The organism is Pseudooceanicola lipolyticus, from assembly GCF_002786325.1.
Lineage (GTDB): Bacteria > Pseudomonadota > Alphaproteobacteria > Rhodobacterales > Rhodobacteraceae > Pseudooceanicola_C > Pseudooceanicola_C lipolyticus.
This window is the reverse complement of the sequence record NZ_PGTB01000266.1, coordinates 1-3254: the sequence shown is the minus strand read 5'-3', so window position 1 is coordinate 3254 and position 3254 is coordinate 1. Positions and strand designations below refer to the sequence as shown.

Sequence of the window (3254 nt, the reverse complement as noted above, 5' to 3'; positions counted from 1 at the left end):
CGCAACGCTGACCCAGGGACAGGCGCGCCGGGCCGAGCGGCTGATCGCCGCGCTGACCGCGCGAGGGCTGAGCAAGTACAACCTGGGCGGCGCTGCGCCCGACCTGCCCGCCGGGCATCGGGTGCTGGTGCCGGGACAGGTGGAGGACGATGCCTCGATCCTTTGCGGCGCGGGGGAGGTTCGCAGCAATCTCGACCTGCTGCGCGCGGCGCGGGCGGCCCGGCCCGATGCGGTGATCATCTACAAGCCGCATCCGGATGTAGAGGCCGGGCTGCGCCGGGGAGCGGTGAAAGCCGAGGGGCTGGCCGACCTGGTGGCCAGCGGCGCCGATCCGGCGGCACTGCTTGACCAGGTGGACGAGGTCTGGACCATGACCTCGCTGCTGGGCTTCGAGGCGCTGCTGCGCGGGCGGGCGGTGACGGTGCTGGGCGCGCCGTTCTATGCCGGCTGGGGGCTGACCACCGATCTGGGCGAGATCCCGCAGCGGCGCAGCGCCCGGCCGGCGCTGGCCGGGCTGGTGCACGCGGCGCTGATCGATTACCCGCGCTATCTGGATCCGGTCACCGGCCTGCCCTGCCCGGTCGAGGTGGCGGTGGAGCGGCTCTCCAGCGGCCAGATCCCGCATCCGGGGCTGGCCAACCGCACGTTGTCAAAGCTGCAGGGGCTGTTTGCCACCTATGCGCATCTGTGGCGGTCATAGCGAAAGGGATCGGCGTCCGCGAAAAAACTGAATCGTCGCGGCGGATGTCTTGGACGCTTTGCCTGTGGCAGCCGCAATCGGTAGGTTTCCGGGTTTCAGCCGCCTCGGTTTTTGGAAGGCGGATGAAAACACTTCGATTCCTAACGCGCCCTTTAAAAGTGCTCATCCACAGGATGGCTGATCTGCATTTCAAGTTGGCTGTGAGCGGCTGGTAGTGTGTTTGCACCAGCTAAAACTGGCTTTGAGTGTGAACTCAGGCGCTTCGCGGTTGCAATTCCACGAACGACGCGTTTGGTTCGGAAAGACTTTTGAAATATTCATTTCAGTAGGGATAGATCGATGACAATTGCGGTGGTTGGCCGAGAAAATGGCCGAGGAGACGACTATCTGCTCGGAGAAAACCTGGAGACGATTTCCGGCGGTAAGGGAAACGATACCATTGCCGGGGCCCGTCATTCCGTTGGCGGCCCCGGGCGCGATCTGATCAGCCTCGTGCGTCCCTTTGGCTACGAAGATGATCTCGGGCCTCTTTTGACGGAGGTCGACTCGGGAGGTGGGGCCGACACCTTGGTGCTGGCTCCGCGCGGGGGCGTTCTCGATACAGGTTGGCCGGACGAAACCAACCAGAGTCCTCCGGAAGGTATTTTCGATGTGGACGCCGGGAAAGGCAATGACGTGGTTCTCTGGTCCGGAATGGCCTCGCGCAGCGACAGCTACGGCTTCCAGGCGCAAGCAGGTTCGGACGTTCTCTTTCTCGGGCCCGGCGCGGACACAGCCTATGTCATGAACTCGCGCTTTGCCTATGTTTTCCTCGATCCAGCGGCAATCGCATGGACCGGAACCCGAGACCAACTCCATCTGGATTCAGCTTTTGAGTTTGTGGATATTTGGGGGTTTGAACCCTCGGACGAAATCCACCTTTATGGTTTCGACCCCAATGAGAGTCCCACGATCGAATACGGACCTTTTGGCTTCGAAAACAACGCGTCGCGCATCAGTTTTTCGGATGGCAGCCGGATCAAGCTGAAGGATTATGATGCGGAAACCAACGGCGTCACGCTGATTTTCCAGGACGATCCGCTTGTTGTGACACAAAAGGGCGTGCTGCGTGAGGAAGCTTCGCTAACCAAGATGATTTTTGCCGGCAGCGCGGATGACAACCTGGTGGCCACCCGGAACACGCCGGTGATCTTTGCCGGACAGGGTGATGATACCGTGCGGGCCAAGAACAGCGGTGCTGAATTATATGGTGAATTCGGCGACGATCAGCTGCGCGGGGGGAACGGTGCGGATCTGATCGAAGGCGGCTTTGGCGATGACGTGATCAGGGGGCGGGGGCAAGCCGATACATTATTGACAGGCTATGGAAACGACACGGTCTTCGGCGGCAATGGCGATGATCTGATAATTGCGGAAGACGGCTTCAATCGGCTGAATGGCGGCCGGGGCGACGATGTTATTCGCGTGAAAGACGGAGAATTCGTGATCAAGGCTGGCGCGGGAAATGATCACATCGTGATCGAACGCGATAGTCTGACTTATACGAACGAGACCTTTGATCTTTCGGGCGGCAACGGCGCGGATCGGTTCGAGCTGTCATTTTCGGGGAATGCACCGATAGTGCTTCAGGATTTCAAGCCAGGTAAAGACACCTTTGTGTTTTCGCTGAGACCGGGCCAAAGCAAACGGGACGCGCGTGCGGAACTGCGATCGGATTTGGACGAAGCTTACTTAGGCGGATATTATAGCCAAGATCCCGTGGATGCGCTTTATGTCGACAGTGCCGGGGGGCGGCTGTTTTTTCACGGTCTTGAGCCGGGCGACCTAAGCCTGTCCGATTTCGTGTTTGTATGACTTGAGCGCTCGATTTGACGACAGGGGCGAATTGATGGCCCCCGCCCAATCTTTTTGAACCTCATGCTCGCTTGCCGGGGGCTTTTGGTGCATTCCGTCGACGGAATGATGTCGCGCTGCCGGTGCGGGACGTATCTTTCGCCAACGAAAAATGCGCGACTTGATCGGTCAACTCGCGCTTGGCCGATCAGCCGAGTGCCCGGCGCCAGCGATGCAGAACGTCGCCGCCGATGGCGCGGGTTTCCACCAGTTCGAAGCGCGGCGCACCGTCCAGGCGGCCAAGGCCCAGTGCGCCGATCGCCGGCAGCCCCTCGGCGCCGATGGTGAGGCCGGCGGTAAAGCCCACCAGCTCGTCCACCAGGTCTTCTCCCAGCAGCGAGGCGGCCAGCGCGCCGCCGCCCTCGCAGAACACGCTGGTCAGCCCGGCTTCGCCGAGGCAGCCCAGCACCTGGCCCGGATCCAGCTGGGTTCCCGAGACGCCGCAGGGGAACAGCCGCGCGCCCAGCCGCTCCCAGGCGCGCAGGCGCTCGCCATCGGCATCGGTGCCGTGGCAGATCCAGACCGGCACCTGTTTGGCGGTGCGGGCGAGGTTGGAGATCAGCGGCAGGTCCAGCCGGCGGGACACCACCACCCGCACCGGCTGGCGGGTCAGCCCCAGATCGCGTGCAGTCAGCGCCGGATCGTCGGCGCGCGCGGTGCC

Annotated in this window: 3 protein-coding genes; 2 read left to right on the top strand and 1 reads right to left on the bottom strand. The window is 62.3% G+C overall.

Features of this window, described 5'->3' with window-relative positions:
• The coding region (locus CVM52_RS24670) for a capsular polysaccharide export protein, LipB/KpsS family (protein ID WP_442439583.1) at positions 1-700 on the top strand (700 nt) is incomplete at its 5' end.
• Positions 701-1039: 339 nt separating this feature from the next.
• A complete protein-coding gene (locus tag CVM52_RS24665) occupies positions 1040-2554 on the top strand; it encodes a calcium-binding protein (protein WP_100164934.1) in 1515 nt (504 codons plus the stop codon).
• 187 nt (positions 2555-2741) lie between these two features.
• On the opposite strand, the gene CVM52_RS24660 is transcribed toward CVM52_RS24665, so the two are convergent.
• Positions 2742-3254 (bottom strand): RibD family protein (locus CVM52_RS24660; RefSeq protein WP_133119980.1); only part of this gene is annotated, 513 nt, incomplete at its 5' end.